The 26,336-nt window shown below is 66.8% G+C and carries 26 protein-coding genes; 14 read left to right on the top strand and 12 right to left on the bottom strand.

The features are described 5' to 3' along the window. Positions 1-73: 73 nt before the first annotated feature. From IB275_RS01835 to nudE, 4 genes are all read right to left on the bottom strand, one after another. Entirely contained in the window at positions 74-652 is a 579-nt protein-coding gene (locus IB275_RS01835; RefSeq protein WP_192293845.1) for a lysophospholipid acyltransferase family protein, read from the bottom strand. A 95-nt stretch (positions 653-747) separates the two neighbouring features. Next, entirely contained in the window at positions 748-1,560 is an 813-nt protein-coding gene (mutM, locus tag IB275_RS01830; protein ID WP_045213067.1) for a bifunctional DNA-formamidopyrimidine glycosylase/DNA-(apurinic or apyrimidinic site) lyase, read from the bottom strand. Between the two features lie 99 nt (positions 1,561-1,659). Next, positions 1,660-2,478 carry a 3'(2'),5'-bisphosphate nucleotidase CysQ gene (cysQ, locus tag IB275_RS01825; RefSeq protein WP_192293847.1) on the bottom strand — a complete coding sequence of 273 codons (819 nt, stop codon included), beginning with the start codon at positions 2,476-2,478 and terminating at the stop codon, positions 1,660-1,662. Beyond that, a complete protein-coding gene (gene nudE / locus IB275_RS01820) occupies positions 2,478-3,044 on the bottom strand; it encodes an ADP compounds hydrolase NudE (protein ID WP_088415924.1) in 567 nt (188 codons plus the stop codon). Before nudE ends, cysQ begins: the two co-directional genes overlap by 1 nt. Before the next feature lie 126 nt (positions 3,045-3,170). On the opposite strand from nudE, the gene yrfG reads away from it, so the two are divergent. Further along, entirely contained in the window at positions 3,171-3,833 is a 663-nt protein-coding gene (gene yrfG / locus IB275_RS01815) for a GMP/IMP nucleotidase (protein ID WP_192293849.1), read from the top strand. A 50-nt stretch (positions 3,834-3,883) separates the two neighbouring features. On the opposite strand, the gene lysM is transcribed toward yrfG, so the two are convergent. Next, entirely contained in the window at positions 3,884-4,321 is a 438-nt protein-coding gene (gene lysM / locus IB275_RS01810) for a peptidoglycan-binding protein LysM (RefSeq protein ID WP_192293851.1), read from the bottom strand. A gap of 148 nt (positions 4,322-4,469) precedes the next feature. Between lysM and IB275_RS01805 the strand changes: the two genes are divergently transcribed. From IB275_RS01805 to IB275_RS01785, 5 genes are all read left to right on the top strand, one after another. Beyond that, positions 4,470-5,369 (top strand): LysR family transcriptional regulator, encoded by a 900-nt coding sequence (locus IB275_RS01805; RefSeq protein ID WP_081519553.1) that lies wholly within the window; start codon positions 4,470-4,472, stop codon positions 5,367-5,369. A gap of 93 nt (positions 5,370-5,462) precedes the next feature. Further along, positions 5,463-6,299: a formate dehydrogenase accessory sulfurtransferase FdhD gene (gene fdhD, locus IB275_RS01800; RefSeq protein ID WP_192293853.1), complete on the top strand. Its 837-nt coding sequence runs from the start codon at positions 5,463-5,465 to the stop codon at positions 6,297-6,299. Positions 6,300-6,328: 29 nt separating this feature from the next. After that, positions 6,329-8,650 (top strand): FdhF/YdeP family oxidoreductase, encoded by a 2,322-nt coding sequence (locus IB275_RS01795; protein WP_192293856.1) that lies wholly within the window; start codon positions 6,329-6,331, stop codon positions 8,648-8,650. 393 nt (positions 8,651-9,043) lie between these two features. Then, positions 9,044-9,547: a YMGG-like glycine zipper-containing protein gene (locus tag IB275_RS01790; protein WP_081519550.1), complete on the top strand. Its 504-nt coding sequence runs from the start codon at positions 9,044-9,046 to the stop codon at positions 9,545-9,547. Between the two features lie 121 nt (positions 9,548-9,668). After that, on the top strand, positions 9,669-10,106 hold the full coding sequence (locus IB275_RS01785) for a YMGG-like glycine zipper-containing protein (RefSeq protein ID WP_081519549.1): 438 nt from the start codon (positions 9,669-9,671) through the stop codon (positions 10,104-10,106). Positions 10,107-10,165: 59 nt separating this feature from the next. On the opposite strand, the gene IB275_RS01780 is transcribed toward IB275_RS01785, so the two are convergent. After that, positions 10,166-10,705 (bottom strand): DUF2087 domain-containing protein, encoded by a 540-nt coding sequence (locus IB275_RS01780; RefSeq protein ID WP_192293858.1) that lies wholly within the window; start codon positions 10,703-10,705, stop codon positions 10,166-10,168. Positions 10,706-10,979: 274 nt separating this feature from the next. On the opposite strand from IB275_RS01780, the gene IB275_RS01775 reads away from it, so the two are divergent. Continuing rightward, the gene (locus IB275_RS01775; protein ID WP_192293860.1) at positions 10,980-11,345 is read left to right on the top strand and encodes a hypothetical protein; all 366 of its coding nucleotides are present in this window, start codon (positions 10,980-10,982) and stop codon (positions 11,343-11,345) included. Between the two features lie 18 nt (positions 11,346-11,363). Here IB275_RS01775 and IB275_RS01770 read toward each other — a convergent pair whose 3' ends face one another. From IB275_RS01770 to IB275_RS01760, 3 genes are all read right to left on the bottom strand, one after another. Then, complete coding sequence (locus tag IB275_RS01770; protein ID WP_192293862.1) at positions 11,364-11,798, bottom strand: acyl-CoA thioesterase; 435 nt, start codon at positions 11,796-11,798, stop codon at positions 11,364-11,366. A 7-nt stretch (positions 11,799-11,805) separates the two neighbouring features. After that, a complete protein-coding gene (locus IB275_RS01765) occupies positions 11,806-12,963 on the bottom strand; it encodes an iron-containing alcohol dehydrogenase (protein ID WP_192293864.1) in 1,158 nt (385 codons plus the stop codon). Positions 12,964-13,291: 328 nt separating this feature from the next. Next, the gene (locus IB275_RS01760; RefSeq protein WP_192293866.1) at positions 13,292-14,086 is read right to left on the bottom strand and encodes a thymidylate synthase; all 795 of its coding nucleotides are present in this window, start codon (positions 14,084-14,086) and stop codon (positions 13,292-13,294) included. Positions 14,087-14,326: 240 nt separating this feature from the next. Between IB275_RS01760 and IB275_RS01755 the strand changes: the two genes are divergently transcribed. The 7 genes from IB275_RS01755 to IB275_RS01725 all read left to right on the top strand — a co-directional run bounded on the left by IB275_RS01755 (position 14,327) and on the right by IB275_RS01725 (position 21,426). Beyond that, complete coding sequence (locus IB275_RS01755; protein WP_192293867.1) at positions 14,327-14,833, top strand: sugar dehydrogenase complex small subunit; 507 nt, start codon at positions 14,327-14,329, stop codon at positions 14,831-14,833. A 2-nt stretch (positions 14,834-14,835) separates the two neighbouring features. Next, positions 14,836-16,425 carry a GMC family oxidoreductase gene (locus tag IB275_RS01750; RefSeq protein ID WP_192293869.1) on the top strand — a complete coding sequence of 530 codons (1,590 nt, stop codon included), beginning with the start codon at positions 14,836-14,838 and terminating at the stop codon, positions 16,423-16,425. Next, entirely contained in the window at positions 16,422-17,702 is a 1,281-nt protein-coding gene (locus IB275_RS01745; protein ID WP_192293871.1) for a cytochrome c, read from the top strand. Before IB275_RS01750 ends, IB275_RS01745 begins: the two co-directional genes overlap by 4 nt. Positions 17,703-17,813: 111 nt before the next feature. Beyond that, positions 17,814-20,231: a tetratricopeptide repeat protein gene (locus IB275_RS01740; protein ID WP_192293873.1), complete on the top strand. Its 2,418-nt coding sequence runs from the start codon at positions 17,814-17,816 to the stop codon at positions 20,229-20,231. A 122-nt stretch (positions 20,232-20,353) separates the two neighbouring features. Next, positions 20,354-20,671 (top strand): DUF2388 domain-containing protein, encoded by a 318-nt coding sequence (locus tag IB275_RS01735; RefSeq protein ID WP_045213099.1) that lies wholly within the window; start codon positions 20,354-20,356, stop codon positions 20,669-20,671. Positions 20,672-20,782: 111 nt separating this feature from the next. Continuing rightward, complete coding sequence (locus IB275_RS01730) at positions 20,783-21,109, top strand: DUF2388 domain-containing protein (protein WP_138213164.1); 327 nt, start codon at positions 20,783-20,785, stop codon at positions 21,107-21,109. 95 nt (positions 21,110-21,204) lie between these two features. Continuing rightward, complete coding sequence (locus IB275_RS01725) at positions 21,205-21,426, top strand: hypothetical protein (protein WP_081519540.1); 222 nt, start codon at positions 21,205-21,207, stop codon at positions 21,424-21,426. A gap of 412 nt (positions 21,427-21,838) precedes the next feature. On the opposite strand, the gene gcvP is transcribed toward IB275_RS01725, so the two are convergent. The 3 genes from gcvP to gcvT all read right to left on the bottom strand — a co-directional run bounded on the left by gcvP (position 21,839) and on the right by gcvT (position 26,331). After that, the gene (gene gcvP / locus IB275_RS01720; protein ID WP_192293874.1) at positions 21,839-24,715 is read right to left on the bottom strand and encodes an aminomethyl-transferring glycine dehydrogenase; all 2,877 of its coding nucleotides are present in this window, start codon (positions 24,713-24,715) and stop codon (positions 21,839-21,841) included. 76 nt (positions 24,716-24,791) lie between these two features. Next, entirely contained in the window at positions 24,792-25,181 is a 390-nt protein-coding gene (gcvH, locus tag IB275_RS01715; protein ID WP_045213109.1) for a glycine cleavage system protein GcvH, read from the bottom strand. A gap of 67 nt (positions 25,182-25,248) precedes the next feature. After that, the gene (gene gcvT / locus IB275_RS01710) at positions 25,249-26,331 is read right to left on the bottom strand and encodes a glycine cleavage system aminomethyltransferase GcvT (protein WP_192293876.1); all 1,083 of its coding nucleotides are present in this window, start codon (positions 26,329-26,331) and stop codon (positions 25,249-25,251) included. Positions 26,332-26,336 lie beyond the last annotated feature (5 nt).

Genomic DNA, 26,336 nt, shown 5'->3' with positions numbered 1-26,336 from the left:
CCTTTTTTGTGTAGTTGGGCAGGCAGACTGCCATAACTATAACAGCGCTCCGTGACTTGTCGCGTGACAGCCTTCAATCGCCGAAGAATGCGTATTCAGGCTTTTTCGGCACGAAAGGCCGGTAGAAGGCCAGCATGCGGCGCAGGTCAGCGGACTCGTCGCCGGTGGGCCGGAATGGCTCGCCGATAACGATGCGCCGACCGGGATAATCCAGCGCCGCCAGCACGATGGGTACGCCCGCGCCACGGGCGATATGGTAGAAGCCCATTTTCCAGCGCTCGACCTTCTTGCGCGTGCCCTCCGGGGAGAGGATCAGCATCATTTCGCGGTTGTCTGCGAAGGCCTGGATCGCCTGGTCCACGGTGTTCAGCTTGAGGTGGCGCTGGATCGGGATGCCGCCCCAGCGGCGCATCAGACCGCCAAGGGGCCCGCGGAAGAGGGTGTGCTTGCCGAACCAGCGGGCGTTCAGGCGCAGGACGAACTTGACCGCCAGGAACAGGATGAAGTCCCAGTTGGACGTGTGGTGTGCGCCGATCACCACGAACTTGTCGAGTTGGGGCAGCGCACCTTCGATGCGCCAGCCGGCCACGCGCAGCATGCTATGGCCGAGCGCCTCGGCGAACGGGTTGCGGGGCAGATAGTTGCCAGACATGAATCACCTGCAGGCCCCTCGTCGGGGGCCCTTGTTGTTATGGCGAGGGAGGATCGGGCAGATCGGGGCGGCAGCTTAACGGACGCCCCAGCGCCTCAGCGTTGGCAGCGCGAACAGTAGACGCTGGCGCGCTGGCCGAGACGCACTTCGCGCAGGGTCGAACCGCAGACTTTGCACGGCTCGCCGCCGCGCCCGTAGACGAAGAGTTCCTGCTGGAAATAGCCGGGCTGGCCATCGCCGCCGACGAAGTCGCGCAGCGTAGTGCCGCCGCGCTCGATGGCAATGGCGAGGATGCGCTTGATCTCCTGGGCGAGCTTCACGTAGCGCGCTCGTGAGAGGGTCCCGGCCTCGCGGCGTGGGTCGATGCCGGCGGCGAACAGCGCCTCGGTGGCGTAGATGTTGCCCACGCCGACTACCACGGCGTTGTCCATGATGAAGGGCTTCACCGCCATGCTGCGGTTGCGCGACAACTGGAACAGGCGCTCACCTTCGAAGGCGTCGGTCAGCGGTTCCGGGCCGAGGTGGCGCAGCAGTTCGTGCTCCAGCGGCGTCAGGCTCCAGAGCAGCGCACCAAAGCGACGCGGGTCGGTGTAACGCAGCGCCATGCCCGATTCCAGCTCGATATCCACATGCTCGTGGCGCGCGGCCGGTGTTCCGCACTCCACCAGGCGCAGGCTGCCGGACATGCCCAGGTGGCTGATCAGCGTCCCCACCTCGGCATTGAGCAACAGGTACTTGGCGCGCCGCTCCACCTGCACGATACGCTGCCCGGACAGGCGAACGTCCAGGTCCTCGGGGATCGGCCAGCGCAAGCGGCGCTCGCGGACGATAACGCGGCTGACGCGCTGGCCTTCGAGGTGAGGTGCGATACCCCGGCGGGTGGTTTCAACTTCAGGTAATTCGGGCATGGATGACGATATCTGAGGGACTTTTACGTAGGAGCGAGCTTGCTCGCGAACTGCCCGGCAAGTAAATGCCGGGCGTATGCCTACCGGATGAAACGCAGCTCAGTCCAGCGCGCGAGCCAGCTGGATCAGGTCTGCGCGCCAAGGTGCCGCCTTGGGCAGCGCCAGGAAGGACTCGTTGAGCAGACTCTCCCGAGCTTCATAGGTGAAGGGCTCGCCGCGCACGTCCAGCACTTCGCCGCCAGCACCTTCCAGTACGCCCTGGGCCGCCGCGGTGTCCCACTGGCTGGTCGGTGCCAGTCGCGGGTAACAGTCCGCCGAGCCTTCGGCGAGCAGGCAGAACTTCAGCGAGCTGCCGATGCTGGCCAGGTTCAGGTCGCCGAAGCGCTGCGCCAGGCCGGCCAACAGGCTTTCCTGCTGCGGGCTGGAGTGGCGCTTGCTGGCTACCACGGTAAAGACATCCTCCGGCTCGGTGCGCACTTCGATGGCTTCGGGCTCGTCGCCGCGGTCCTCGCACCAGGCGCCCAGGCCAGCACCGCCGTAGTAGCAGCGGCCGCTGGCCGGTATGCCGACCACGCCGAAGACCACCCGGCCGTGCTCGATCAGCGCGACGTTGACAGTGAACTCGTCACTGCCGGAGATGAACTCCTTGGTACCGTCCAGCGGGTCCACCAGCCACCAGCGAGTCCACTGGGCGCGCTGCTCGAAGGGGATGTTGCAATCTTCCTCGGACAGCACCGGCACATCCGGCGCCAGCGCACGCAGGCCGTCGGCCAGTACGCGGTGGGCAGCCAGGTCGGCGGCGGTCACCGGCGACTCGTCGGCCTTGCTCTGGATATCCAGGTCGCCTTGCCAGAACGGCAGGATCACATCACCCGCCTTGTGTACCAGGTCGATCACGGCGGGCAGAAAAGCATTCATCACGGCTGGAATTCCCCTCGTTGGGTCAGCAGGTCACGTACCAGGTAGAGCGCGGCCAGGGCCCGCCCTTCACTGAACTGGGCATTCTGCGCAAGACTGGAAAGCTCGCGCAGGCTGATCTTGTCCACGCCCATCGGCTCGGGCTCGTCGCCGGGCAGCGATTCCTCATAGAGGTCGCGGGCGAGCACCACCTGGATGCGCTGGCTCATGTAGCCAGGCGACAGCGACAATTCGGTGATGTACTCGAGCTGACGGGCGCCATAGCCGGCCTCTTCCTTCAGCTCGCGGTTGGCGGCGTCGAGGATGTCCTCGCCCGGCTCCACCAGGCCCTTGGGCAGCGACAGCTGGTACTCATCGACCCCGGCGCAGTATTCCTCGACCAGCACGGCGTGTTCGGCATCGAGCATGGCGATCACCATCACCGCGCCGTAGCCCTGCCCCTTGCCCACCAGGCGCTCGTAGGTACGCTCTACGCCATTGGAGAAGCGCAGCTGCAGCTCCTCGACGGCGAAGAGCCGGCTTCTGGCAACGATCTCTCGGGCGAGGACCGTGGGTTTCTGACGCATGGGGCGACTCCTGGGGGTGGCCGGGTCGGCTATGATAACCCGCCTTTTCCGATTCTCCGTGTCAGATATCGCGCCGATTCCGTCCACCGGCGGCGCAATTGCGACACCCTTTTGCGAAAGCCCAGCATGCCACGCCTGCCCTGGAACCAGATCGACACCGTCCTGCTCGACATGGACGGCACCCTGCTCGATCTGCATTTCGACAACCACTTCTGGCTCGAACACCTGCCGCAACGCTACGCCGAACACCATGGCATCAGCCGTGCGGAGGCAGACGCCGAGCTGCTGCCGCTGTTCCGCGACAACGCAGGCCAACTCAACTGGTACTGTCTGGATTTCTGGAGCCGCGAGCTCAAGCTGTCGATCCTCGACCTCAAACACGAGGTTGCCGATCTCATTGCCCTGCGCCCGGACGCCGACCTGTTCCTCGCCGAACTGCGCCGCCACAGCAAGCGCGCAGTGCTGATCACCAATGCCCACCGTGATTCGCTGTCGCTGAAGCTGCAGCGGGTGGAACTCTCGCCCTGGTTCGACCGGCTGATCAGCTCCCACGACTACGGCTTCCCCAAGGAAGACCAGCAGTTCTGGCAGGCGCTGCGGGCGGACGTCGGTTTCGATCCGGCGCGCAGCCTGTTCATCGACGACAGCCTGCCGATCCTGCGCTCGGCGCGGGCCTTTGGCGTCGCCCAATTGCTGGCCGTGCGCCAGCCGGACAGCCGCCAGGGACCGAAGGACACCGAGGAGTTCGCCGCCCAGGAAGACTACCGGGCGCTGCTCGAAGGGTTGTGAACGAGGGCTGCAGAAACAGCGAGCCCGGCGCTGGGCCGGGCTCTCTGGCTTTACTCCGGAATCCGCAGCACCTGGCCGGGATAGATCTTGTCCGGATGGCTGAGCATCGGCTTGTTCGCCTCGAATATCTTCATGTAGGCGTTGGCGTTGCCGTACTCGGCCTTGGCGATGGCGCTCAGGGTGTCGCCCCTCTTCACGGTGACGAAGCGCGCTTCCGGCGCCGGGGTGGCGACGGTGATGTGGTCTTCCACACCGGAAACCCCCGCGACGTTGCCCAGGGTGAGCAGGATCTTTTCCTTCTCTTCCTGACTGGCCACTTCTCCAGTGGCAATCACCTTGTCGCCCTCGACGCTGACCTGGATATTCGGGTTGCCCAGGCCAACCTTGGCAATGTGGTCCTTGAGCGATTCGGCGGCCTGCGCCTCCTGGCCCACAATGCTTTCCCACAGCTTCTCGCCGGCTTCCTTCACGAACGCAAAAATGCCCATTTCCAACCTCCCTACGGTTACAGTGACAGGCGGCCGGCATTGGGCAGACCGCGCGCCCCTGGAGTCTAGACGGCGACTTCCGCAGCGCCTGACGGAAAAGTCCTAATCCTTCCCCGACCCGACAGAACGCCCCGGAGCCTTTCCGCCGATGGACATCAAGCAGCTGAAATTCCTCTGCGCCCTGGACGAGACGCGACACTTCGGCCAGGCGGCAGCGCGCTGCCATGTCACCCAGCCGACCCTGTCCATGCGCGTGCGCAGCCTGGAGGAAGAACTGGGCCTGGAACTGGTGCGCCGTGGGCAGCGCTTCGAGGGTTTCACCGAAGCCGGTGAGCGTGTGCTGGCCTGGGCCCGCAGCCTGCTCGCGGCCCACGACGGGCTCTACGCCGAAGCGGCCGCGTGTCGGGGCCAACTAGTCGGCACCCTGCGCCTGGGCCTGGTGCCACTGGCGGGGTTCGACCCCATGCGGCTGATTGAGCTGTTCGCCCAGCGCCACCCGGAACTGCGCTTCCAGCTGTTCGCCCTGAGCTCGGAGAACATCCTCGAAGGCCTCGGCCGCAACCAGCTGGACCTCGGTCTGTCGTACCTGGACCGCCTCGACCGCGAGCACTTCGAAAGCCTCGAACTGGCCGCCACGCGCATGGGCCTGCTGCACGACCGCCGGCACTTCCAGATCGACAGCCCGACCCTGAGCTGGGATGCCCTGGCGGAGCTGCCCCTGGGCCTGCTTTCGGCCGGCATGCACTTCCGCCAGTCCATTGACCACGGCTTCCGCAGCCGCGGCCTGACCCCCCAGGCACGCCTGGAGACCGACGCCGTGCACCAGCTGGTGCAGGCCGTGGAGCGCGGGCTGTGTTGCGCGATCATGCCGTTGGGCAGCGGGTTGGATACCCAGGGCGAACACTTCGTCCTCACCCCGATAGAGGACGCGCGCACGCTGTCGCCGCTGGGCCTGATCCTGCGCCGCAGCGAGCCGCGCTCGGCACTGGCCGAAGCCTGCTTCCGCGAAGCCGCGGCTCTGCTGGGCGGCTCCGAAAGCGACCGATAAACGCCATCTATCACAACATCGACAGCAGCCATTAGACGCTGCCCCGGCATAGGCATAGGCTGGTCGCATTACTAGAACCACAGGGCTCAGCCCATGCCTTGCCTGATCACCCGCCCGGCCAGCGCCGCGGTCCGGGATGCCGTCGTGCCTGCCGACGGCTACAGCTTTGCCGAACTCACCCCGGAGGGCGACACCGGTCGCGCCGTGCTGGCTGGGGAAATCGCCCTGGCGATTGCCTACAACGGGCTCAGCCAGGCGGTCATGATGGTCTCGCCGAACGACCTGGAAGACTTCGCCTACGGTTTCAGCCTCGGCGCCGGCCTCATCGACTCCATCGACGACATCTATGACGTGCGCCTGACGCCCCACGGCGACGCCATCGCAGCCGAGCTGCAAGTCAGCAATCGCGCCTTCTGGGCCCTTAAGGACCAGCGCCGGCAACTGGCCGGCAATACCGGCTGCGGCCTGTGCGGCGTCGAGGCGCTGGACCAGGCACTGCCCGGCCTGCCGGTGTTACCGTCGGCGCCGCTGCCGCCCGCCGCGCACTTCGAACACCTGCGTGAACGGGTCAACGCCGTGCAGGAGATCGGCCGCCGCAGCGGCGCCCTGCACGCCGCGCTGTTCGTCGATGCCGCCGGCGAGATTCGCCTGTGCCGCGAGGACATCGGCCGCCACAACGCCCTCGACAAGCTGATCGGCGCGCTCAAGCGCCAGCGCCTGGACCTGGCCGGCGGTTTCGCCGTGGTCACCAGCCGCTGCAGCCTGGAACTTATCCACAAGGCCGTGCGGGGCGGGCTGTCGACCCTGGTCAGCCTCTCCGCGCCGACCGCACTCACCGTGCAGTGGGCCCGCGAGCACAACCTGAACCTGATCCACCTGCCGCACCGCAGCGCGCCACGCATCTACAGCCCGGCTCCGCCAGCCGCCTGATCGCCCGCTTTCGAAGACAAAGAGACCCCATGAGCCTGCAGCAAGAGAATCCCCGCTACCAACCTTACAAGGGCGCAGCCGCCGGCTGGGGTGCGCTCATCAGCGTCACGCGCTTCTGGCTGGACAGCAAGCAGCCGTTCAAGAACCTGCGTGCGCTGCTCAAGACCAACCAGAACGGCGGCTTCGACTGCCCCGGTTGCGCCTGGGGCGACTCGCCGGAAGACGGCCGGGTGAAATTCTGCGAGAACGGCGCCAAGGCGGTGAACTGGGAAGCCACCAAGCGCCGCGTCGACCCGGCCTTCTTCGCCCGCCACAGCGTCAGCTCGCTGCGCGAGCAGAGCGACTACTGGCTCGAGTACCAGGGCCGCCTGACCGACCCGATGCGCTACGACCCGGCCACCGACCGCTACCAGCCGATCGCATGGGACGATGCCTTCGCCCTGATCGCCCAGCACCTGAATGCCCTGGAAAGCCCTGACCAGGCCGAGTTCTACACCTCTGGCCGGGCGAGCAACGAGGCCGCGTACCTTTATCAGCTGTTCGTCCGCGCTTTCGGCACCAACAACTTTCCCGACTGCTCGAACATGTGCCATGAGGCCAGCGGCGTCGCCCTGGGCCAGAGCGTCGGTGTCGGCAAGGGCAGCGTGACCTTCGACGACTTCGAGCATGCCGACGCGATCTTCGTCTTCGGCCAGAACCCCGGCACCAACCACCCGCGCATGCTCGAACCGCTGCGCGAGGCGGTAAAACGCGGGGCCCAGGTGGTCGCCTTCAACCCGCTGAAGGAGCGCGGCCTGGAGCGCTTCCAGCACCCGCAGCACGCGCTGGAAATGCTCACCAACGGCTCCGAGCCGCTGAACACCGCGTTCTTCCGCCCCGCCCTGGGCGGCGACATGGCCGCCGTTCGCGGCATGGCCAAGTTCCTCCTGCAATGGGAACGCGAAGCCCAGGCCAAGGGCGAGCCGGCGGTGTTCGACCATGAATTCATCGCCGACCACACCCAGGGCGTCGACGCCTACCTCGCCGCCGTGGACGACACCAGCTGGGACCACATCGTCCAGCAGTCGGGCCTGAGCCTCGAGGAGATCGAGCAGGCCGCGATCATGTACCGCTGCGCCGAGCGCGTGATCGTCTGCTGGGCCATGGGCATCACCCAGCACCACCACTCGGTGCCGACCATCCAGGAACTGGTCAGCCTGCAACTGCTGCGCGGCAACGTCGGCCACCCCGGCGCCGGCCTGTGCCCGGTGCGCGGCCACAGCAACGTGCAGGGCGACCGCACCATGGGCATCAACGACCGCCCGCCGGCCGCGTTGCTCGACGCCATCGAGCGCCGCTTCCAGTTCAAAGTGCCGCGCGAGAACGGTCACAACACCGTCGAGGCGATCAACGCCATGCTCGATGGACAGTCGAAGGTGTTCATCGGCCTGGGCGGCAACTTCGCCCAGGCGACCCCGGACAGCCCGCGCACCCACAGTGCCCTGCAGAGCTGCGCGCTGACCGTGCAGATCAGCACCAAGCTCAACCGCAGCCACCTCACCGTGGGCGGCGACGCGCTGATCCTGCCTTGCCTGGGCCGCACCGATATCGACCGTCAGGCCGATGGCCCGCAGGCGGTGACCGTGGAAGATTCCTTCAGCATGATCCACGCGTCCTTTGGCCAGCTGGAGCCGTCGTCGAAGCAGATGCGTTCCGAGCCCGCCATCATCGCCGGCATCGCCAAGGCCACCCTGGGCAACCACCCGGTGGACTGGGACGCGATGATCGCCAACTACGACCGCATCCGCGACCTGATCGCCGACACCATTCCCGGCTTCAGCGACTTCAATCGCCGCGTGGCCAATCCCGGCGGCTTCCACCTGGGCAACTCGGCCGGTTCGCGGCGCTGGAACACCGCCAGCGGCAAGGCCAACTTCCACCACCATCCGCTGCCGGCGGACCTGGTCCACGCGAAGATCCGCGAGACCGGCCAGGAGCCGCACCTGATCCTGCAGACGCTGCGTTCCCACGACCAGTACAACACCACCATCTATGGCCTGGACGACCGCTACCGCGGCGTGCGCGGTCATCGCGAGGTAGTGTTCGCCAATGAGGCCGACATCCGCCGCCTGGGCTTCGAGCCCGGCGAGAAGGTAGACATGGTGTCGCTCTGGTCCGACGGCGTGGATCGCCGCGTCAGCGGTTTCACCCTGCTGGCCTACGACATCCCCGCCGGCCAGGCCGCCGCCTACTACCCGGAAACCAACCCGCTGGTGCCGCTGGACAGCCACGGTGTGGGCAGCCACACACCAACCTCGAAGTTTGTCGCCATCCGATTCGAGAAGGCGCGGGCGAGTCTGCGGATCGTTTGACGGCACCTTCCTCACGGCGCCCTCATCAGGGCGCCGCTCTCCTACGTCTCGAAACGCCCGCTCTTACAGGGGATTTCGTGCGTGCAGCAAAAGACCACCCTGCGAAAAATCCGCTGGATTTGCGTCACATCAGAAAGGGATGAAAGGTAAACTCGGAAGGACCAGGCCAATTCCCGTGAAAAGCCATCATTTCAATGGCAATTTGTGAGAAAAACACCTCACAAATGGAACCCTGGAATAACACTCAGACCGCCCGAAATCGAAAAAGTTCTGACCATAAATCAAATACTTGCAATATTTGATGAAAGTCGTGTTACTCGTCGGAACCCCCTTGTCAGAGCCTTCGCACGACCCGAGGATCGCTTCCAACATCCCCACAGAGAGATCCTCTCTATGAAGTACTCCTCGATGCTCCTGTTGTCTCTCGCGCTGGTCGGTGGCACCGCCTACGCGGACGGCGACACCCGTGCCGGCGTCGGTGGCGCCCTGGGCGGGGTATTGGGTTCGGTCATCGGCCAGTCGGTCGGTGGCAGCACCGGCGCCGCCATTGGTAGTGGTCTGGGCGGTGCGGCCGGTGGCGCGGTCGGTGCCCGCCACGGCAACAAGACAGAAGCCGCCATCGGCGGCGGCCTGGGCGCAGCCGGCGGCCAGGTGATCGGCAACAAGATGGGTGGTACCACCGGCGGCCTGATCGGCGCGGCCCTGGGTGGCGGTGCCGGCGGCGCACTGGGCAACCATTACGCCGACAACAACCGCGACGACGATGATGACGATTACCGTCACGGCTACCGTCGTGCCCGTTACGACGACCATCGCCACTATGATCGCCGCTGGCACGACAACGGTCGCCACCGTGGCTGGTACAAGCACAAGCACCACCGTCGCGACTGGGATTGATCCGCGGTCCCTCTAACCGCGATCAGTCCACGGAAACGACGACTGACAGCCGGGCCTGATTGCCCGGCTGTTTTGTGTGCGGGACAATTCTCCCGATAATTCCTACTTTCAGGTTCGCAACATGCGTAAGACTCTTTCTGTTCTGGCACTGGCCCTGCTGGCCAGCCACGCCGTGGCCGATGACACCAAGACTGCCATTGGCGGCGGCATCGGTGGCGCCCTCGGCAACGTGGTCGGCGGCGCCCTGGGCGGCTCCACCGGTGCGGCCATCGGTGCTGGCGTAGGCGGTGCGGCTGGCGGCGCGATGGGCGCGAAGAACGGCAACAAGACCGAGGCGGCCATCGGTGGCGGCCTGGGCGCAGCCGGCGGCTCGGTCATCGGCAACAAGGTCGGCGGTTCCACCGGCGGCGCCATCGGCGCGGGCCTGGGTGGTGCAGCCGGCGGCGCACTGGGCAACCACCTGGCCGACGATAACGACGATGATCACCACAGTGGTAGCAAGAGCCATCACAAGGGCAAAGGCCACTACAAGCACAAACACAAGCATCACGACGACTGACGGATGCCCCTGTGAAAAGGCCCGCCTATTGGCGGGCTTTTTCGTTCAGGCCTTCAGCTTCAGGCGCAGACTGGCAAACAGGACAACAGCGCGCCCAGCTCGGCCGGCGGACGTCGCTCGACGCGCCGGTACTCACCACCATCCGGGGTACGCGTGAGCCAACCGCCGTCCACCAGCGCCCTGCGCAGCAGCAGGTGGTCGCCCAGACATTCCTGGGCGCGCAGCCGTTCGTTGAGCTCCTTCTCGCTCCAGCGCTGCCGTGCCGGCAATCGCGACCACAGCACCCAGAGGCAGGCCTCGCGGTGGCTGTGCTTCTTCGGCCAGCGTTGCAGGCAGCCGGCGTCATCGAAGTAGCGCCGCCATTGCTCGACGCGGCGAAAATCCACCACGGCTCCAGGCTCGGCTTCACGGGCCAGTCGCGTCTCGGCCTGATGGCTGGCGCGCAGCGCCTGGTAGTTGCGGAAGCCCGCCGCGCGGGCGAGCAGGTTGAGCAGTTCGAGATGACCGGGGCGCTCGGGCGATTCGTCGAGCTGGCGCGCCAGCGATTTCGCCAGCGCGGAGATGTCGGGGGCGTGATAGGGCAAGCGTTGCCTGGACACAGTGCAATCCTCGTTGCGTGCCAAGACCTCGCGCAGGAGGTTATCGGGGGTCGCCATTCCGATGCGGCACTGGGGAAAGTGTGTCGGATCGTCAAACATGCGGGGAACCGCGCGGCAGGTTTAGCGCTCTCCATACGGAGGCGGCGACGCCTGGGTGAACTGCCGACCGGCCGCCAGCATAGGCCGGACGCGCCGCCCGGGACAAGCCCCGTGTCATCCCGCGAGTCTGGTATAGGCTTGCCGGGGAGGGATCACTGCCGACAAGGAGTTACTCGTGAAAGCTCTTGCTGCCGCCGGGCTGCTGCTGACGCTCTGCGCCGCGCAGCCCGCGTACGCCGGGGACTGGCAGGTCTGCCAGCTGGAAGTGGAAATCACCGGAGCACTGAAGCTGCCCGTGCGCGGGCTGGAAGGCCGGGTCGCTTCGGCCAAGCCGCGCTCGGCGGGGACCAAGTGCCCGAGCCCGGGCGAGGTCATCGCCTTCGAACCGGAAAGCGCCGACTGGCAGAGCCGCATCCCGCGCCAGCACTGGCCTGGGGCCGGGCAACGGGTGTGGATGCGCTACCAGTACCTGGACGGCATCTGCAAGGGCGACGGCAACAGCCGGCCCTGCCGGATCGAGCATTATCCGATGGGCTGGTGAGACGTCCTGCCCTGCAGCTCAGCCTCGAACCAGCACTTCCATCGCCTCGCGCAGCGGCGCCGGAATCGCCACCGGCCGGTTGCTCGCCCGATCCACGAACACATGCACGAACTTGCCCGCCGCGCAGGCCAGTTCATCGCCCTCGCGGAAGATCGCCAGTTCGTACTGCACCGAGCTGTTGCCCAGCTTGCCGACCCGCAGCCCAACTTCGATGCGTTCGGGGAAGGCCACCGGCGCGAAGTAGTCGCAGCTCGAACTGACCACGAAACCCACTACGTCGCCGTCGTGGATATCCAGGCCGCCGCGCTCGATCAGGTAGGTATTCACCGCCGTGTCGAAGAAGCCGTAGTAGGTCACGTTGTTCACGTGGCCATAGATGTCGTTGTCGTGCCAGCGCGTGGTGATCGGCTGGAAGTGCGCGTAGTCGGCGCGGCTGGGGTGCTGTTCGCTCATCGGGTTCTCAGAAGGCGGCTCGGTAGATGGCCAGCGCGTCGCTCTCGCTGACTTCGCGGGGATTATTCACCAGCAGGCGCTGCTGCAACATCGCATCGGCGGCCAGGCGCGGCAGGCTGTCCTCCGGCACGCCGGCGTCGCGCAGGCGCGACGGCAGGCCGCTGCGCGGGCTGAGGTCGGCCAGCTCGGCAATGAACTGCTCGGTGCGGTCGGCATCGCTGCGCAGGCGCTCGCCCAGCAGCAGCGGCGCCAGCTCGGCATAGAGCGGGCCAGCGTTGGGAGCATTGAAGCGGATCACCTCGGGCAGGACCAGCGCATTGCTCAGGCCGTGGGGAATGTGGAAGTGCCCGCCCAGCGGGTAGGCCAGCGCGTGCACGGCAGCTACCGGGGCGTTGGCGAAGGCCTGCCCGGCCAGGCACGCACCCAGCAACATGGCCTGGCGCGCCTCGCGGTTGCGGCCGTTGTGCACCGCCTCGTCGAGGTTCAGCGCCAGCAGGCGCAGGGCTTCGCGGGCCAGCAGGTCGGACAGCGGGTTCTTCTTCAGCTTGCTGGTGTACGCCTCGATGGCGTGAACCATCGCATCGATGCCGGTGGCGGCGGTGACCGCTGGCGGCAGACCGAGGGTGAGGTCGGCGTCGAGCACGGCCAGGTCCGGCAGCAGGTAGGGGCTGACCACGCCCATCTTGGTGGTCTCGCCGGTGGTGACGATGGCGATCGGCGTCACTTCCGAGCCGGTACCGGCGGTGGTCGGCACCTGGATCAGCGGCAGGCGCGGGCCACGGGCGTTGCCGACGCCGAAGACATCCTTCAGGCCTTGTGTCGCCAGCGGCTGCGCCAGCAAAGCCACCAGCTTGGCAACGTCCATCGAGCTGCCGCCGCCGAAGCCGACCACCAGCTGCGCGGCCATCCGGCGCGCCTGGTCGGCAGCTTCCAGCACGATGCTTTCCGGTGGGTCGGCCAGCACCTGGTCGAAGACTTCCACAGCCACGCCGGCCGCGGCGAAGCCCGGCAGTACGCCGTCGAGCATGTTCAGGCGGGTGATGCCGGGGTCGGTGACGATGAGCACGCGCTGGGCGCCGCGCTCGCGGCAGAGTTCACCCAGGCGGGCGGCGGAGCCACTTTCGCAGAGAATCTGCGCGGTGGTGGCGAAGCTGAAAGGCTGCATGACGGTCCCCGGTCTTGTCGTTGTAGTGCGGAAAATCCGTAGGCCACCGTTCGGCGGCCAGCCGGGGCAGCATAGCAACGCGATGTAGCCTCATGGAACCTCGTACCGCCTGGCGAAACAGTTATTCACAGGATGAATGCTGCGGCACGGCAGGCAGGTTCGTGGAGCGCAGGAACAGGTGCCGGGAGACGCCCGACACCGGATTCACCTGCAGGAGCGCCCCTGGGTGCGATCGCGGGCATGGCCCGCGTCTACATTGAAACGCTTGTGCCGAGCCTGAAATGAAAAAGGCCGGCATTGCGCCGGCCTTTTCTTCAACGAGGACAGGTCAGACAGCGACCGGCGCCTTGATGTGCGGGTGGGCTTCATAGCCGACCAGTTCGAAGTCCTCGAAGCGGAAGTCGAACAGGTCCTTCACCTCGGGGTTGATCTTCATGGTGGGCAGCGGCAGCGGCTGGCGGCTCAGTTGCAGGTCAGTCTGCTCCAGGTGGTTGGCGTACAGGTGGCAGTCGCCGCCGGTCCAGATGAATTCGCCGGGCTGCAGCCCGGCGACCTGCGCGACCATCAGGGTCAGCAGCGCGTAGCTGGCGATGTTGAAGGGCACGCCGAGGAAGATGTCGGCCGAACGCTGGTACAGCTGGCAGCTGAGCTTGCCGTCGGCCACATAGAACTGGAACAGCGCGTGGCACGGCGGCAGGGCCATTTCGTCGATCAGCGCGGGGTTCCACGCGGAGACGATCAGGCGGCGCGAATCCGGGTTGTTCTTCAGCATCTGCATCAGGTTGGCGATCTGGTCGATGTGGCGACCGTCCGGCGCCGGCCAGGAGCGCCACTGGTAGCCGTAGACCGGGCCCAGGTCGCCGTTCTCGTCGGCCCACTCGTCCCAGATCGAAACGCCGTTTTCCTTCAGGTAGGCGATGTTGGTCGAACCTTTGAGGAACCACAGCAGCTCATGGACGATCGATTTGAGGTGGCACTTCTTGGTGGTCACCAGCGGGAAGCCTTCGGCGAGGTCGAAACGCATCTGGTGGCCGAACACGCTGTAGGTGCCGGTGCCGGTGCGGTCGCTCTTGAAGGTGCCGTGTTCGCGCACGTGGCGCATGAGGTCGAGATACTGTTTCATCGCTGCGGTTTCACCCAAAAGCCGGTCGGTGAGGCTCTGCGGCGCGGCTCCGGGGTGGGCCGCCGGCAGGAGCAATCGCCCGGCAGAATCTGAACAAGCGGCAATACTAAGGGCCTGGGCACGCTATCGCCAGTCCGACCGACGGACCGGCTACGTGGCCGATGGAAGCACCCAGCGTCAGGATTCAAGCGGCGACAGACCGCGTTCCCCAACCGTTCGCCTGTTGCAAGAGAGGTCGTCATGTCCGAGGCACAGCTGCCCGCCTTCCCCCTTTCTCGGCGCCGCCTGCTGGCGGTGGCCTGCGCCAGTGCCGCCCTCGGCGGTGTGCTGCTCAGCCCCGCCGGGCGCACCTGGGCCGCGCTGACGCCCCAGGCGGAGAAGGCGCTGGAAGGCTTCATGACCCTGTCCCAGCGCCTCACCGGGCGCAGCAACCTCGACCCGCGTATCGGCCAGCGTCTGTTCCAGGCCCTGGCGCAGCGCGACACCGCGCTCAAGCAGAGCCTGGCCGAGCTGCTCGAGCGCCTGGGCGACGCCCCGGACAGCTGGAACGAGCGCCAGCAATGGCTGGCCCGGCAGATCCTCGGCGGCTGGTACCTGGGACAGGTCGGGGATGACACCAGCGCCACGGTCGTCACCTACGAGCAGGCACTGATGTTCCGCGCGGTGGACGATGTGCTGGTGATCCGCAGCTACTGTCCGAACAAGCCAGGCTTCTGGGCCGCGCAGCCTACCGAGCGGGGGGCATGAGCATGGCCGAGACGCAACGCGCGGATTTCGTGGTGGTCGGCTCCGGTGTGGCCGGCGCCCTGGTCGCCCATCAGCTGGCACTGGCCGGCAAGGACGTGCTGATCCTCGAAGCCGGCCCGCGCATGGGCCGCTGGGAGATCGTCGAGCGCTTCCGCAATCAGGCGGACAAATCCGACAACCAGGCGCCCTACCCGTCCAGCGCGCACGCGCCACATCCGCAGTTCAAGCCGGACAACCACTACCTGATCCAGAAGGGCGAACACCCCTACGACGTGCAGTACATCCGCGCCGTGGGCGGCACCACCTGGCACTGGGCGGCGTCCGCCTGGCGCTTCCTGCCCAACGACTTCAAGCTGCTCAGCCTCTATGGCGTGGGCCGCGACTGGCCCATCGAGTACGCCGAGCTGGAGCCGTGGTACCAACGCGCCGAGGAGGAACTGGGCGTCTGGGGCCCCGGCGACGAAGAGCTCGACTCGCCCCGCAGCCAGCCCTACCCGATGCCGCCGCTGCCATTGTCGTGGAACGAGCAGCGCATCAAGACCCTGCTCAACGCCAACGGCTACCGCGTGGTCACCGAGCCGGTGGCGCGCAACAGCCGTCCTTACGATGGCCGGCCGACCTGCTGCGGCAACAACAACTGCATGCCGATCTGCCCCATCGGCGCCATGTACAACGGCATCGTCCATGTCGAGAAGGCCGAGGCCGCCGGTGCGCGGCTGATCGACAACGCCGTGGTGTTCAAGCTGGAGAAAGGCGACGGCGGCCAGATAGTCGCAGCGCTGTACAAGGACCCGCAGGGCAACGAGGTGCGTGTCGAGGGCGACACCTTCATCCTCGCCGCCAACGGCATCGAGACGCCCAAGCTGATGCTGATGTCCGGGGTTGGCAACAGCTCGGACATGGTCGGCCGCAACCTCATGGACCACCCCGGCACCGCGGTGCGGTTCTACGCCGACGAGAAGCTCTGGCCTGGGCGCGGACCGCAGGAAATGACCTCCATGGTGGGCTTTCGCGACGGCGCCTTCCGCAGCGAGTACGCGTCGAAGAAGATCCACCTGTCCAACCTCTCGCGTACCGACCAGGTCGCTGCCGAGCTGATCCGCCACGGGCCGCTGCTGCTGGGCCATGACCTGGAGGCGAAGATCCGCGACCGCGCCGCACGTTTCGTGCGCTTCGACAGCTTCCACGAAATCCTCCCGCACCCGCAGAACCGCATCGTGCCCAGCGCCACCGAGCGCGACGCGGCGGGCATCCCCAAGCCCGAGTTCACCTATGCGATGGACGACTACGTGCGCAAGAGCGCGGTGCACACCCGCGAGGTCTACGCCCACGCGGCCAAGCTGCTGGGCGGCGAGGAGGTCAAGTACGACGACAGCTTCGCCAACAACAACCACATCACCGGCACCGTGCTGATGGGCACAGACCCGAAGGACTCGGTGGTGGATGCCCAGTGCCGCAGCCACGACCACCCCAACCTGTTCATCGCCAGCAGCGGCGTGATGCCCACCGTCGGCTCGGTGAACTGCACCCTGACCATCGCCGCCCTGGCCCTGCGCCTGGCCGAGCACCTGAAGCGGGAGGCCAAGGCATGAAACCTCTCCTGCTGCTCGCCCTGCTGGCCGCACCGCTGGCCACCCATGCCGCCAAGGCCCTCGACCCGGCGCCGGCGGAGTTGCTGCAACGTGGCGAATACCTCGCCCGCGCCGGCGACTGCGCAGCCTGCCACACCGCGCCGGGCGGCAAGCCCTTCGCCGGCGGCCTGCCGCTGGCCACGCCACTGGGTGCGGTGTACTCCACCAACATCACCCCCGACCCGAAGACCGGCATCGGCAGCTACAGCTACGACGACTTCGCCCGTGCCGTGCGCGAAGGCGTGGCCAAGGGCGGCACGCGGCTCTATCCGGCGATGCCCTACACCGCCTATTCGAAGATCACCGACGAGGACATGAAGGCGCTCTACGCCTGGTTCCTCGAAGGCGGCGTACAGGCGGTCGCGCAGCCCAACCAGGATTCCGACATCACCTGGCCGCTGGACATGCGCTGGCCGCTGGCGATCTGGAACCTGCTGTTCCACGACGATGCGGTCTACCAGAACAACCCGAAGCAGAGCCCGGCCTGGAACCGTGGCGCCTATCTGGTCCAGGGCCTGGCCCACTGCGGCACCTGCCACACGCCGCGCGGCATGGCGTTCCAGGAGAAGGCCACGGACGAGCGCGGCACCGGTTTCCTCGCCGGCGCCGCACTGGGTGGCTGGTATGCCTTCAACATCACCCCCGACACCCACAGCGGCATCGGCGGCTGGAGCGACGCGGAGATCGTCCAGTACCTCAAGACCGGTCGCGTACCGGGCAAGGCGCAGGCCGCCGGGCCCATGGCGGAGGCGGTGGAGCACAGCTTCCAGTACATGACCGAGGCTGACCTGCAGGCCATCGCCAGCTACCTGCGCAGCGTCCCGGAGGTCAGCGATGGCGAACGCAAGGCGCGCTTTGCCTGGGGCCAACCGGCGGACGACCTGGTGACCCTGCGCGGGGAGGACTTCGCCGCACAGAAGCACGAAGACGGCGCCCGCCTCTACCTGGGCAACTGCGCCAGCTGCCACTCCTGGACCGGCGAGGGGGTGAAGGACGGCTACTACCCGATGCTGTTGAAGAACAGCGCCGTCGGCGCCCTGCAGCCGGACAACCTGGTGCAGGTCGTGCTCGGCGGCGTGCATCGCAAGGTGGGCAATGACAACGTGTTCATGCCCGGCTTTGCCGGCACGCTGAACGACGAGCAGATCGCCACCCTGGTGAACTACCTGACCGCGCAGTTCGGCAATCCCGAAGTGAAGGTCGATAGCGCGAGGGTCGCCGAGATTCGCCAGCCCTGACCCCGACGTAGTGGCGGGCCGCCAGCCACCAGAAATGAGGCCCGCCCGCGTTGACAGCTCCCACCGGCTCGCGGAAGCTCCTGTACCCACGGAGTTGCCGCGGAACAACGGATGTCCATGCGCCACAAGACCAAGAAGCCTCGCACCGTCTCTGCCCCCGCTCCCGCCGCCGCGCAGCCCGAAGGGTTCCGTCGCGCCTGGCTCGCCGTCGTCGTCGGGGCACTGCTCCTGGCGACCATCGGTGCATGGATCTGGGTCGAACAGGACAGCGGCGTCCAACTGCCCAGCGGCCATCCCCCCATTCCGACCACCACGGCGAAGCCTCCTGCACCGACACCCGCGGCGCAAACCGCGACGCTGGTGGATGAAGCCGCCTGCAGCGGCTGCCACCAGTCGCAGATCAAAGACTGGCAGGGCTCCCATCACCAGCAGGCGATGAAACCGGCCACCGAAGGCAACGTCCTGGGCGACTTCGCCAATGTCACCTTCAAGGGCGAGACCGAGACCAGCCGCTTCTTCCGCAAGGACGGCGAGTACTGGGTCAACACCCCCGGCGCCGACGGCAAGCCGGCGGATTTCAAGGTCGCCTACACCTTCGGCTTCGAACCGCTGCAGCAGTATCTGCTGGCGTATCCGGGTGGCCGCCTGCAGGCCCTCGGCGTCGCCTGGGATAGCCGCAAGCACCAGTGGTTCCAGCTGATGCCCGGCCAGCGCATCGACTTCAAGGACGAGCTGCACTGGACCCGCCCCGCGCAGAACGCCAACTTCATGTGCGTCGAGTGCCACACCACCGGTTTCAAGCGCGACTACGATGCGAAGACCGACAGCTTCGCCAGCCACTGGAACAGCCTTGGCGTCGGCTGCCAGGCCTGCCACGGCCCGGCGTCCAAGCACCTGGAATGGGCACAGAAGCCCGACGGTAACGCCGCCAGGGGCTTCGATGTGCCGCTGCAGAACGCCAGCCAGAGCACCATCGTCGAGACCTGCGCACGCTGCCACGCACGCCGCGCGCCACTGGGCGACGGCTACCAGAACAACCACCGTTTCATGGACGATTACCTGCCCAGCACCCTGACCCGCGAGCTCTACGAGATCGACGGCAAGATCAAGGACGAGGTCTTCGAGTGGGGCTCCTTTACCCAGAGCAAGATGTTCGCCAAGGGCGTGCAGTGCACCGACTGCCACAATCCCCACAGCGGCGAGCTGAAGGCGCCGGGCAACGGCGTCTGCCTGCAGTGCCACAACACCGCCGGCAAGGCGGTGCGTCCGCAGATCGACGGCAAGGGCCTGCAGGCGAAGAACTACGACTCCCCCGAACACACCCACCACCAGCCCGGCACCCCTGGCGCGCAGTGCACGTCCTGCCACATGCCTGGGCGCTACTACATGGTCAACGACTACCGCCACGACCATGGCTTCACCCTGCCCGATCCCGCGCACGCAAGGCACATCGGCGCACCGGACGCCTGCCTGGCCTGCCACAAGGACACCCCGGCGAAGAAGATCAGCGACCAGTTCCGCCAGTGGTACGCCAGCGAGCTGCCGGCCAAGGCCAACGCCTCCAGCAATCCCGTCCCGCGCTATGACGACACCCTGTGGAAAGCCCGCAATGGCAAGCCCGGTGCCTCCCGCGCGCTGCATCTGCTGCTGGCCGACGCCAGCCTGCCGGCGATCCGCCGCGCTACGCTGATGGCCGAGCTGCCCAGCTATCCCAGCCAGCGTTCGCTGGAACTGGCCGCACTGGCCCTGAAGGATGCCGACCCGCAGGTACGTACCGCCGCCATCAACGTGCTCCTGCCGCTCGCCAACGGCCCGCAGCAGGGCCTGGTGCTGCCGACGCTGCTGGCGCCTCTGCTGGACGATCCGGTCCGTGCCGTGCGCATCGCTGCCGCCTGGCAACTGGCGCAGTTGCCGCCGCAGACCCGCGCCGGCCTCAACTCCGCGCTGGAGAAGGGCCTGGGCGAGTATGAAGAGGTGCAGAACGACCTGAGCGAACGCGCCGAGGCGAACCTCAACCTCGCCATGCTCTACCAGCGCACCAACCGCCCGGAAAAGGTGGAGCCCGCCCTGCGCGCCGCCATCGCGCGCAACCCGGCATTCCTGCCAGCCACGGTCACCCTGATCCAGTGGCTGGAGGCCAACGGGCGCCAGGACGACGCTCGGCAGTTGCTCGATGAAGCCCTGCGCCAGAACCCGGCGTCCGGGCTGCTGCATCACGTCAATGCCCTGTCCCTGGTCCGCCAGGGGCAGCGTCCGCAGGCCCTGAAAGAGCTGCGTGAAGCGGTACGCCTGGCTCCGGAGGACGACCAGTTCCGCTATGTGCTGGCCATCGCCCTGCATGACAGCGGAGATGCCGACGGCGCCTGCCATGAGCTGGAGACCCTGCTGCAGAAACACCCGGCCAATCGCGCGGCGCGCCTGGTACTGATCGATTATCTTCGCGAATCCGGGCAGTTCCAGAAGGTGCAGCAGTTCACGGCGGAGCTGGAGCAGCAAAACCCGGATGATCCCTCGCTCAAGCGCGAGTGATCGCTCCGGCGACAGATAGCTGCGAAGACAGGCAGCTTCGGTGACAGACATTTCCGACGACAGGAGGGAACCGCGGAAATTTCCGAAGCTCTGAGTGGCGCGCAATCACTCAAGGAACCATCATGCGTCGCCGTTTTGTCCCTGCTGTCGTAGCCCTCACCCTGCTCCCCCTCACCTGTGCCATGGCCGAAGATCGCGACTTCTGGCGTTCGGTCCTGACCTCCGGCGCCACCACCGCCTCGAGCTACCTGACCAGCCGTGACGATCACAAGCTGATCGGCCCGGCCCAGGACGATGCCGCCAGCTTCATCGCCACCGACGGCGCCATCCGCGGCCCCTACCTGGAAGCCACGCTGCAGCAGATGCGCAGCGCCGACCCGGCCCTGGCGCAAGCCAGCGACGCCGAACTGGCCTCGGCGATCCTCGCCGCCCAGCGCTGATCGACGCGGTCCGCGCGGGCGACCGCTCGCGCAGACCGTCGCAGGAAAGTTGGAACTCCCGCCAACCCACGCGCCTCTCACCTGTACACGGACCTTGCGGAGGTGTACCCGATGCGTACCGCGAAACTGGCCACGGCCTTTGCCCTGATTGCCCTGCCCGCCGCCTCGGCCATGGCCGACGGCGACTTCTGGCGCGACGTCATCTCGTCCGGCGCCACCACGGCGTCGACCTACCTGACCTTCAAGCACGACAAGCTGATCGTCGCCGCCCAGGACGATGCGAGCGCCTTCGTCGCCAGTGACGGCGCCATCCGCGGCCCCTACCTGGAAGCCGCCCTCACCCGCCTGCGCAGCGACGACGCCGCGCTGCAGGACCGCAGCGACATGGAGCTGGCCAACGCCATCCTCGTCCGCCGCGATGACGCACCCACCCAGTGACACCCACCGGCGCGGCCCGTGGCGTTCGCCACGAGCCACGCCAGGCGGTGCAGGCTGTGTTCTACTGACACTCCACCTACGACACGGAGTGTCCCATGAACGATCCCATCCAGCCGCTGAAGATCACCCTGATCCTGCTGATCGTCAGTGAAGGTTTCTGGCTGCTCAGCCGCCTGCTCAGCGTGGTCGGCCTCGAGATCTACTCGCTGCTACCCTCGGCCGTCTACAACCTGATCGGCATGCTCAGCAACGTACTGATGATCCTGCTGTTCGTCTTCCTGATCCGCCTGATCGGCCGCTTGCAGCTCAAGCCCTGAGTCCCGCCGCAGGCACCAGCGCCCCTCTCGAAAACGCGCCTGCCGCGAGCGCCACGTTGCGCCGTCGAACGGTACGCAGGATTGGCGGAGCCTAAGCGATACCCATGCTGTCGGCGCGCGGCGGTTGATGGGTATCGCTGCGCTCCACACCATCCTACGCCGTGCCTCGGTCCGCAGCGGAATCAACCTGTAGGTGCGGACCATGCCCGCAATCGCGCGCATGGCGCGCTCCCACAGGGGAACGCCCGCGCTAAGGGTTTGCCTGTAGGAGCGAGCTTGCTCGCGAACCCGCCCAGCGCCTGCGCCGCCGGGAACTCCATTCGCGAGCAAGCTCGCTCCTACGAAAAGCCCAATGAAAAAGCCGCCCGAAGGCGGCTATTTCGTTCAGCGCACAGTCACTTCAGCGCACGGCTCACTCGCGGTAATCGTCCACCGGCACGCAGGCGCAGAACAGGTTGCGGTCGCCGTAGACGTTGTCCACGCGGTTCACCGCCGGCCAGTACTTGAAGGCGCGGGTGTGCTCGGTCGGGGTCACTGCTTCGGCGATCTGGTAGGGGCGGTCCCACAGCCCGGTGACGTCCGCCAGGGTGTGCGGAGCGCGCTTGAGCGGGTTGTCCTCGGCCGGCCATTCGCCGGTCTCGACCTTGGCGATCTCCGCGCGGATCGACAGCATCGCCTCGATGAAGCGGTCCAGCTCATGCTTGGACTCGCTCTCGGTGGGCTCCACCATCAGTGTGCCCGGCACCGGGAAGGACATGGTCGGCGCGTGGAAGCCGTAGTCCATCAGGCGCTTGGCCACGTCTTCCTCGCTGATCCCGGTCTGCGCCTTGAGCGGGCGCAGGTCGAGGATGCACTCGTGGGCGACCCGCTCGTTGCGGCCGCGGTAGAGCACCGGGAAGGCGCCATCGAGCTGCTGGGCCAGGTAGTTGGCATTGAGGATCGCCACTTCGGTGGCGTCAGCCAGCTGCGGGCCCATCATGGCGATGTACATCCAGCTGATCGGCAGGATGCTCGCGCTACCCCAGGGCGCGGCGCTCACCGCGCCGTTCAGCGGGTTCGGGCCTTCGATACGGATCACCGGGTGGTTGGCGACGAAGGGCGCGAGGTGCTTCTTCACGCCGATCGGGCCCATGCCCGGGCCGCCACCGCCGTGGGGAATGCAGAAGGTCTTGTGCAGGTTCATGTGCGACACGTCGGCGCCGATGTCCGCCGGGCGCGCCAGGCCCACCTGGGCGTTGAGGTTGGCGCCGTCCATGTAGACCTGGCCGCCGTGGCCGTGGATGACCTCGCAGATTTCGCGGATGCCTTCCTCGTACACGCCGTGGGTCGACGGGTAGGTGATCATCAGGCAGGACAGCTGCTCGCCGGCTTCGGCGGCCTTGCGTTTTAGGTCCTCCATGTCGACGTTGCCGCCCTTGTCGCACTCGACGATGACCACGCGCATGCTCGCCATGATCGCCGAGGCCGGGTTGGTGCCGTGGGCCGAGGACGGGATCAGGCAGATGTTGCGGTGCGCGTCGCCACGGCTCTCGTGGTACTTGCGGATCGCCAGCAGGCCAGCGTACTCGCCTTGCGCGCCGGAGTTGGGCTGCATGCAGATGGCGTCGAAGCCGGTGATCGCGCAGAGCCAGCTTTCCAGCTCCTCGATCATCAGGCGGTAGCCCTCGGCCTGCTCACGCGGCACGAAGGGGTGCAGGCTGGCGAACTCCGGCCAGGTGATCGGGATCATCTCGCTGGTGGCGTTGAGCTTCATGGTGCAAGAGCCCAGCGGGATCATCGACTGGTTCAGCGCCAGATCCTTGCCCTCGAGCTGGCGCAAGTAGCGCAGCATCTCGGTTTCGCTGTGATGGCGGTTGAACACCGGGTGGTTCAGGTAGTCGCTGCTGCGCTGCAGGGCGGCGGGGATGCCGTCGGCAACCTTGCCGGCGTCGAGCTGGGCGACGTCCAGGCCGTGGCCGGCACCGAGGACAATGTCGAACAGGCTGGCGAGGGTGTCGGCGCTGCTGGTTTCGTCCAGGCTCACGCCCAGGCGGTCTTCGCCGACGATGCGCAGGTTCACGCGGGCGGCGCGGGCGCGCTCGACGATGGCCTGCTGCTGGGCGCCGACGTCCAGGGTCAGGGTGTCGAAGAAGTGCTGGTTGACGACCTTCACGCCCTTGGCGGTCAGGCCGGCAGCCAGCACGGAGGTCAGCCGGTGCACGCGCTGGGCGATGCGCTTGAGGCCCTGCGGGCCGTGGTAGACGGCGTACAGGCTGGCGATGTTGGCCAGCAGCACCTGCGAGGTGCAGACGTTGGAGTTGGCCTTCTCGCGACGGATGTGCTGCTCGCGGGTCTGCAGTGCCATACGCAGCGCGGTGTTACCACGGGCGTCCTTGGACACACCGATGATGCGGCCCGGCATGGCGCGCTTGTAATCGTCGCGGCAGGCGAAGAACGCCGCGTGCGGGCCGCCGTAGCCCATGGGCACGCCAAAGCGCTGGGCGCTGCCCAGGACCACGTCGGCGCCCAGCTCGCCCGGCGGGGTGAGCAGCAGCAGCGCGAGCAGGTCGCTGGCGACGCAGGCGATGGCCTGCTGGGCGTGCAGCGCGTCGATCACCGCGCGCAGGTCACGGATTTCGCCACGGGTGTCCGGGTACTGCAGCAGTGCGCCGAACACCGTGTGCTGGCCGAGGTTGTCTACCTCGTCGACCACCACGTCGAAGCCGAAGGCTTCGGCACGGGTCTGCACCACGGAGATGGTCTGCGGGTGGCAGTTGACGTCGACGAAGAACAGGTTGCTCTTGGCCTTGGCCACGCGCTTGGCCAGGGCCATCGCTTCGGCGGCGGCGGTGGCCTCGTCGAGCAGCGAGGCGCTGGCGAGGTCCAGGCCGGTGAGGTCGATGGTCATCTGCTGGAAGTTCAGCAGGGATTCGAGACGACCCTGGGCGATCTCCGGCTGGTACGGGGTGTAGGCGGTGTACCAGCCCGGGTTCTCCAGCACGTTGCGCAGGATCACTGTCGGGGTCAGGGTGCCGTAGTAGCCGGTGCCGATCAGGCTGGTCCACAGCTCGTTCTTGCCCGCATAGCCCTTCAGCTTGGCCAGCGCGCCCTGTTCGTCGAGGGCGGTCGGCAGGTCCAGCGGCCGGTTCAGGCGGATCGCCGGCGGCACCGTCTGCACGATCAGGTCGTCGCGGTTGCCGAGCCCGAGGGTGTCGAGCATGGCTTGCTGCTCGGCGGCGTCGGGGCCCAGGTGGCGGGCGAGGAAGGCATCAGGCTGGTGCAGCTGGGAAAGCGAAGGGGTGTTCGACATGGCCACGGTCTCGAAAGGTCGGTCCGTAAAAAAGAACAGGCCCCGACGAGTCGAGGCCTGTGTTTACAGCAGTGTCTTACGCGTCGGCGTCGCTGGCAGCGCGGTAGCCGGCGGCGTCGAGGAGCTTGTCCAGCTCGGCCGGGTTGCTCGGCTTGAGCTTGAAGAACCAGGAACCGTACGGGTCGTTGTTCACTTCTTCGGGGGTGTCGGCCAGCACGTCGTTGACGGCGATGACTTCGCCGCCCACCGGGGCGTAGATGTCCGAAGCGGCTTTCACCGACTCGACGACACCGGCTTCCTGGCCGGCGGCGAGGGTCTTGCCCACCTCCGGCAGTTCGACGAAGACCACGTCGCCCAGGGCTTCCTGGGCATGGTCGGAGATGCCCACGGTCACAGTACCGTCGGCTTCCAGGCGCGCCCACTCGTGGCTGGCGGCGTAACGCAGGTCGGCGGGGATATTGCTCATCTTGTTGTTCCTCGAGGACTGGGCGACGGGCGGCGATGCCGCCCTCTTCTAAGTTAGATCATGCAATTTAGATCAGGGCTTTGCCATGACGCACGAAATTCGGCTGAACGACGCGAACCGGGTACCACTTGCCACGGATTTCCACTTCGGCGCGGTCGCCAGTGGCTGCCGGCACGCGGGCCAGGGCGATGGACTTGCCGAGTGTCGGGGAGAAGCTGCCGCTGGTGATCTCGCCCTCGCCAACGCCGGCGACGCGGACCACCTGGTGGGCGCGCAGCACGCCGCGCTCCTCCAGCACCAGGCCGACCAGCTTGGGCGCATCGCCGGCAGCCTTCTGCGCTTCCAGGGCCTTGCGGCCGATGAAGTCGCGGCCTTCGGGTTCCCAGGCAATGGTCCAGCCCATGTTGGCGGCCAGCGGGGTGACGTCTTCGTCCATGTCCTGGCCGTAGAGGTTCATCCCGGCTTCCAGGCGCAGGGTATCGCGTGCGCCCAGGCCCGCCGGGGAGATACCGGCGCCGACCAGGTCGTTGAGGAAGCCTTGCGCCTCAACGGCCGGCAGCATGATTTCCAGGCCGTCTTCGCCGGTATAGCCGGTGCGGGCGATGAACCAGTCACCGTCGGCCTTGCCCTGGAAGGGCTTGAGTTCGCGGATCAGCGCGGCGCGCGAGGGGGTGACCAGTTCGGCGGTCTTGTCGCGGGCGTTGGGGCCCTGCACGGCGAGCATCGCGAGGTCCGCGCGCTCGGTCAGGGTGACGTCGAAGCCTTCGGTGTGGGCCTGCATCCAGGCCATGTCCTTGTCGCGGGTGGAGGCGTTGACCACCACGCGATAGCCGTACACGCCGAGGTAGACGATCAGGTCGTCGACCACCCCGCCGCGCTCGTTGAGCATGCCGCTGTAAAGCGCCTTGCCCGGAACCTGAAGTCGTTCGACGTCGTTGGCCAGGAGTCGCTGCAGGTATTCCTTGGCCTGCGGACCGGTGACGTCCACCACGGTCATGTGGGAAACGTCGAACACGCCGCAATCGCGACGTACCTGGTGGTGCTCTTCGACTTGCGAACCGTAGTGCAACGGCATGTCCCAACCGCCGAAATCGACGATCTTGGCGCCGAGGGCGACGTGCAAATCATAGAGCGGCGTGCGCTGTCCCATGGGTG

This window comes from Pseudomonas sp. PDM21, from assembly GCF_014852505.2.
In the GTDB taxonomy this organism is placed as follows: domain Bacteria; phylum Pseudomonadota; class Gammaproteobacteria; order Pseudomonadales; family Pseudomonadaceae; genus Pseudomonas.
This window is presented reverse-complemented; position numbering and strand designations above follow the sequence as displayed.

Coding starts and splice junctions, on each gene's coding strand:
- IB275_RS01835 (WP_192293845.1), bottom strand. CDS start 652: ATGTCTGGCAACTATCTGCCCCGCAACCCGTTCGCCGAGGCGCTCGGC.
- mutM (WP_045213067.1), bottom strand. CDS start 1,560: ATGCCCGAATTACCTGAAGTTGAAACCACCCGCCGGGGTATCGCACCT.
- cysQ (WP_192293847.1), bottom strand. CDS start 2,478: ATGAATGCTTTTCTGCCCGCCGTGATCGACCTGGTACACAAGGCGGGT.
- nudE (WP_088415924.1), bottom strand. CDS start 3,044: ATGCGTCAGAAACCCACGGTCCTCGCCCGAGAGATCGTTGCCAGAAGC.
- yrfG (WP_192293849.1), top strand. CDS start 3,171: ATGCCACGCCTGCCCTGGAACCAGATCGACACCGTCCTGCTCGACATG.
- lysM (WP_192293851.1), bottom strand. CDS start 4,321: ATGGGCATTTTTGCGTTCGTGAAGGAAGCCGGCGAGAAGCTGTGGGAA.
- IB275_RS01805 (WP_081519553.1), top strand. CDS start 4,470: ATGGACATCAAGCAGCTGAAATTCCTCTGCGCCCTGGACGAGACGCGA.
- fdhD (WP_192293853.1), top strand. CDS start 5,463: ATGCCTTGCCTGATCACCCGCCCGGCCAGCGCCGCGGTCCGGGATGCC.
- IB275_RS01795 (WP_192293856.1), top strand. CDS start 6,329: ATGAGCCTGCAGCAAGAGAATCCCCGCTACCAACCTTACAAGGGCGCA.
- IB275_RS01790 (WP_081519550.1), top strand. CDS start 9,044: ATGAAGTACTCCTCGATGCTCCTGTTGTCTCTCGCGCTGGTCGGTGGC.
- IB275_RS01785 (WP_081519549.1), top strand. CDS start 9,669: ATGCGTAAGACTCTTTCTGTTCTGGCACTGGCCCTGCTGGCCAGCCAC.
- IB275_RS01770 (WP_192293862.1), bottom strand. CDS start 11,798: ATGAGCGAACAGCACCCCAGCCGCGCCGACTACGCGCACTTCCAGCCG.
- IB275_RS01765 (WP_192293864.1), bottom strand. CDS start 12,963: ATGCAGCCTTTCAGCTTCGCCACCACCGCGCAGATTCTCTGCGAAAGT.
- IB275_RS01760 (WP_192293866.1), bottom strand. CDS start 14,086: ATGAAACAGTATCTCGACCTCATGCGCCACGTGCGCGAACACGGCACC.
- IB275_RS01755 (WP_192293867.1), top strand. CDS start 14,327: ATGTCCGAGGCACAGCTGCCCGCCTTCCCCCTTTCTCGGCGCCGCCTG.
- IB275_RS01750 (WP_192293869.1), top strand. CDS start 14,836: ATGGCCGAGACGCAACGCGCGGATTTCGTGGTGGTCGGCTCCGGTGTG.
- IB275_RS01745 (WP_192293871.1), top strand. CDS start 16,422: ATGAAACCTCTCCTGCTGCTCGCCCTGCTGGCCGCACCGCTGGCCACC.
- IB275_RS01740 (WP_192293873.1), top strand. CDS start 17,814: ATGTCCATGCGCCACAAGACCAAGAAGCCTCGCACCGTCTCTGCCCCC.
- IB275_RS01735 (WP_045213099.1), top strand. CDS start 20,354: ATGCGTCGCCGTTTTGTCCCTGCTGTCGTAGCCCTCACCCTGCTCCCC.
- IB275_RS01730 (WP_138213164.1), top strand. CDS start 20,783: ATGCGTACCGCGAAACTGGCCACGGCCTTTGCCCTGATTGCCCTGCCC.
- IB275_RS01725 (WP_081519540.1), top strand. CDS start 21,205: ATGAACGATCCCATCCAGCCGCTGAAGATCACCCTGATCCTGCTGATC.
- gcvP (WP_192293874.1), bottom strand. CDS start 24,715: ATGTCGAACACCCCTTCGCTTTCCCAGCTGCACCAGCCTGATGCCTTC.
- gcvH (WP_045213109.1), bottom strand. CDS start 25,181: ATGAGCAATATCCCCGCCGACCTGCGTTACGCCGCCAGCCACGAGTGG.
- gcvT (WP_192293876.1), bottom strand. CDS start 26,331: ATGGGACAGCGCACGCCGCTCTATGATTTGCACGTCGCCCTCGGCGCC.